Origin of the sequence: Hydrogenophaga sp. (assembly GCF_051007235.1) — a bacterium.
Classification (GTDB): Bacteria; Pseudomonadota; Gammaproteobacteria; order Burkholderiales; family Burkholderiaceae_C; genus Hydrogenophaga.
The window spans coordinates 1-4,152 of record NZ_JBPCSJ010000041.1; the positions used below are offsets into that span (position 1 = coordinate 1).

4 protein-coding genes and 1 pseudogene are annotated in these 4,152 nt (G+C 68.3%); all 5 read right to left on the reverse strand.

The window, feature by feature from the left end:
* Positions 1-222 precede the first annotated feature (222 nt).
* A pseudogene (gene ruvC / locus ACR2JA_RS01340) lies at positions 223-771 on the reverse strand (crossover junction endodeoxyribonuclease RuvC).
* Between the two features lie 8 nt (positions 772-779).
* Positions 780-1,769, reverse strand: a complete 990-nt coding sequence (locus tag ACR2JA_RS01345; protein WP_434007346.1) for a phosphatidate cytidylyltransferase — start codon at positions 1,767-1,769, stop codon at positions 780-782.
* A gap of 4 nt (positions 1,770-1,773) precedes the next feature.
* Entirely contained in the window at positions 1,774-2,391 is a 618-nt protein-coding gene (locus ACR2JA_RS01350; protein ID WP_434007347.1) for a lysophospholipid acyltransferase family protein, read from the reverse strand.
* Between the two features lie 136 nt (positions 2,392-2,527).
* Positions 2,528-3,313 (reverse strand): transglycosylase domain-containing protein, encoded by a 786-nt coding sequence (locus tag ACR2JA_RS01355; RefSeq protein WP_434007348.1) that lies wholly within the window; start codon positions 3,311-3,313, stop codon positions 2,528-2,530.
* A 5-nt stretch (positions 3,314-3,318) separates the two neighbouring features.
* Positions 3,319-4,152: energy transducer TonB (locus ACR2JA_RS01360; RefSeq protein WP_434007349.1), on the reverse strand; the 834-nt coding region annotated here is incomplete at its 5' end.

Consider the following 4,152-nt stretch of genomic DNA (forward strand, 5'->3'; position numbering starts at 1 on the left):
TCACCGTTCAGCAGAAATACCGCCTCAGTGGCCTGAAGATCCTCAAGTGGGACGTGATCGCGGGCCTAGGGTTCTTCGGAGTGCTGGTGCTGGAGCGGATCCTGTAGATTCACCACAGGTATTTCCGGCGAGATTCCCCCGTCCAGTGATGCCGTGGAACCGGCTTAGCCGGGCCACAGGCATCGCCGCCTGGGGGGTGACGCCGCAGGCGGCGCGGGGGGGTCAATAACTCCGCCCGCCCTTATAAGCCGCATGCGTGCGCGCCTGCAGCGGACTCACCTTGTTGATCGCTGCCGTTGTGCGCGCCACCTGTGCATGCGTGATGCACAGGCCCAGGGCGTCGGCGGCGTCTTTGCCGGGCAGGCCCGGTAGCTGCAGCAGGCGTTTGACCATTTCCTGCATCTGCGCCTTGTCGGCGCGGCCGTGGCCGGCCACGGCTTTTTTCAGCTGCAGCGCGGTGTACTAGGCCACGCCCCGCCCGTTGGCCACCAGGTCGGTGACGCAGCAGCCGCGGTCCTGACCCAGCAGCAGTGTGGCTTGCGGGTTGACGTTGACGAACACGATCTCGCACACGGCGACCTCGGGCTGGTAGCGCTGGACCACCTCGCTGATGCCATCGAACAGGATCTTCAGCCGCTCCGGTAGCAGGGCGCCGTCTTTGGGGCTGGTCTGGATGGTGCCGCTGGCCACGTAGTGCAGGGCGGCGCCTTCGGTGTCCACCACGCCAAAGCCGGTGCACTGCAGGCCGGGGTCGATGCCGAGGATGCGCATAGGTCGGCTCAGAGGTCGAAGGTCCAGCGGACCGAGTGGAAGAACACCGGGGCGGCGAAGCACAGCGCGTCCACCCGGTCGAGCAGGCCGGCCGCGCCGGTGATCGAGCGCCCGGCCTGGCCCCAGTGGGTGACGCCGCGGTCGCGCTTGATGGCCTTCATGACCAGGTGGCCCAGCGAGCCGGCCGCGCAGGCCACCAGCGCCATGGCCAGCGCGGGCAGCGGGTTGAACGGGGTGATGCCGGCCAGCAGCCCGCCCAGCAGCCCGCCCGCGGCCAGGCCGGCGAGCCAGCTGGCCCAGTGGAAGCTTTCGCTGACGGCCGGCGCCACCGGGTCGGACAGGCGGCGCGCCACCAGGTGCTGCACGAGCATGGAGGTCTGCACCACGGCGACGAGGAAGAAGACGAGGAAGGCCATGCGCCCGGCAAAGCGCGGGAACTCCAGCAGCAGCAAGGCGGGCACGTGGCTGAGGCCGTAGACGCAGACCATGATGCCCCACTGCAGCTTGGCGTTGCGCTCCAGGAAGCGCTGCGGGTCGTTCGCCAGGGCGCTGACCACCGGAATCGCCAGGAACACGTAGACCGGCACGAACACGGTGAAGAGGTCGAAGTGCCGCGTCCACACCAGACCGTACTGCACCGGCAGCACCACGAAGAAGGCCAGCAGCAGGCTGCGGTGGTCGCCGCGCCGGGTGGGCGAGAGGCTGATGAATTCGCGCAGGACGAAAAACGACACCAGGCCGAACAGCACGATGGCCACGCCGTCGCCAGCGGCCCAGCCGATCCAGAACACCAGGGCCATGAGCCAGGAGCTGCGCAGCAGGGCCTGCACGTCCTGCAGGCGCAGGGTGCGACCGCCGGTGTCCGGGTCCGGGTGGTGGCGTTCGCGCAGCGAGAGCAGCACACCGCCCACCGTGGCCAGCAGCAGCACGCCGAACAGCAGCACGAACAGCAGGCTGACCTGCTGTTCCGGGGTGAGGCTGCGCAGGAAGGTCCTCATGGGGTCAGATCTCGCGCAGGGCCATCACGGCCGCGCGGGCGCGTTGCAGGAAGTCGGCGCGCGCTTCGTCGGCACCCAGCCGCACCGGTTCACCAAAGGTGACCGAGCACAGCACCGGCACCGGCACGACTTCGCCCTTGGGCATGACGCGCTGCACATTGTGGATCCAGGCCGGCACCAGCACCACGTCGGGGAACTGCCGGGTCAGGTTGTACAGGCCGCTCTTGAAGGGCTGGGGGTCTTCGGCGTGGCCGCGCGTGCCTTCCGGGAACAGGATCAGCGAGTCGCCGCTCTCCAGCGCGGCGATCAGTGGCGCCAGCGGGTCTTCGTCGCCCTTGCGTTCGCGTTCCACGTAGACCGCGTTGAACACGGCCGATGTGATCCAGCGTTTGAAGCGCGAGGCGGTCCAGTAGTCCTTGGCCGCGATGGGGCGGGTGATGCTGCGCAGTTCTTGCGGCAGCGCGGCCCAGATCAGCACCAGGTCGGCGTGGCTCTGGTGGTTGGCGAAATAGATCCGTTGCTCTGCCTTGGGTGGGCAGCCGTGCCAGCGCGCCTGCGCGCCGGTGAGCAGGCGCACGAAGCCCAGCAGCAGCAGGCTCATGGCTTTGGCGCGCCAGTCCATGCGATCACCGCCTATCGGTGAGGAGGAGGGGCGCCGGTCCCGGGACACCGCGGAACGGGCTTGGCCCGGCCGCAGGTGTCGTCCCCCCTCAGGGGGGAAGGCGCGAAGCGACGCAGGGGGGGCGCAGCTCCCGGGGTCATGGTGGCGTCACGTCACCCATGCGGGCGACGATGGTGCTGGCGCGGCGCGACAGGTAGGCCGAGCCCTGGCGGGTCTCGAAGAACTTGGGGCTGGGCAGCATGACGGCCAGGCGTGCGGCCTCGTAGGCACTGAGCTTGGACGCTGGCTTGTTGAAGTAGCGCTGCGCGGCGGCCTCGGCGCCGAAGATGCCCTCACCCCATTCGACGCTGTTGAGGTAGATCTCCAGGATGCGCTGCTTGGGCAGCACGGCTTCGAGCACCAGGGCCAGCACCAGCTCCTGGCCTTTGCGCAGCAGGTTGCGTTCGCCCGAGAGCAGCAGGTTCTTGGCCAGCTGCTGGGTGATGGTGGAACCGCCCACCACCTTGGGTGGCTGGATTTTCTTGAGCGCGGCTTCGGCCGCCTCAGGCTTGTTGGCCAGCTTTTTCTCGATCTGCTCGGCGCGCTTCTCGACCTGGGCCTGGCGCCGCTCGTTCTTCTGCCAGGCCGACTGCAACGCGTCCCAGTCCACCCCGCCGTGCTCGGGAAAGCCAGCGTCTTCCGATGCCATGACCGCGCGCTTGAGGTTGGGGCTGATGTCGGCGTAGTCCACCCACTGCGACGACCAGCGCCAGGTCTTGTCGGTGGTCAGGCTCTCGCTGGCCACGCGCCAGGCCTCGGACCGCATGAAGGCCGTGCTCTGCGGATCGACCACCAGCATGAGCGCGATGCGCCCCACAAAGAACAGCTGCAGCGCCACCCCGGCGAGCACCACCCACAACAACCAGCGACCGACGGATTTCATGCGGCTTATTGACTTGACATCTGCGTTTGCAGGCCGGCTTCGCGCGTGAAGCGAAAGCGCGAGACGACCACGATCTGGTCCGCGCGGCGGCGCATGGCGTCGCTGAAGCGGCCAAAGTCCAGCCCGCGCACGATGGCCTGGGCGCGCCGGTCCAGCGTTTTGTTGCCCGACGACTGCACGATCTCGGTCGACAGCACCTCACCGCTGTGGTTGACGGTGATGACCATGGTCAGCTCGCCATACAGCTTGCGACCGGCGGCCTCGGGGAAGTTGCTGGTGCCCCGGTCCTCGATCTTGCGGCGCAGCTCGTCGTAGTAGATCGCGTACACCTCCTCGCGCGTGGCCGGGCTGATGTAGCGCTTCTTGGGGCGCGCGTTCTCTTCGTTGATGCGCTTTTCGATCTCGGCCAGCACCTTGACCAGGGCCTTGCGCTTCTGCTCGCGTTCGATGCTGGCCTGGCTGGGGTTGACGGCCTGCAGGTCGGGCGGCGGCAGGCTGGCCAGGGCCTTGCGCACCTGGGCCAGCAGCTGGTTCTGCTGCTCCTTGAGCGCCTCGATGCGCTGCTCGTCTTCTTCCGGGGTGTCACCGACCCGGGCCGTGAGGTTGGGCGGCAGCGGCGAGGTGGCGCGGCCCTTGACCGCTTCGCCACCGCCGGCCAGGCTGGCCTGGGCGATGGCCATGGCTTTTTGCGGCAGCTCGTCGCTCTTGGCGTTGACCAGGATCACCTCCAGCGGCGTGTCCTGGAACACCCGGTTGAAGCCCTCGGGGTTGACGAAGCGCACCGTCAGCAGCACGGCGTGCAAGGCCACCGACACGCCCAGCGCCAGCTGCAGCGTGGA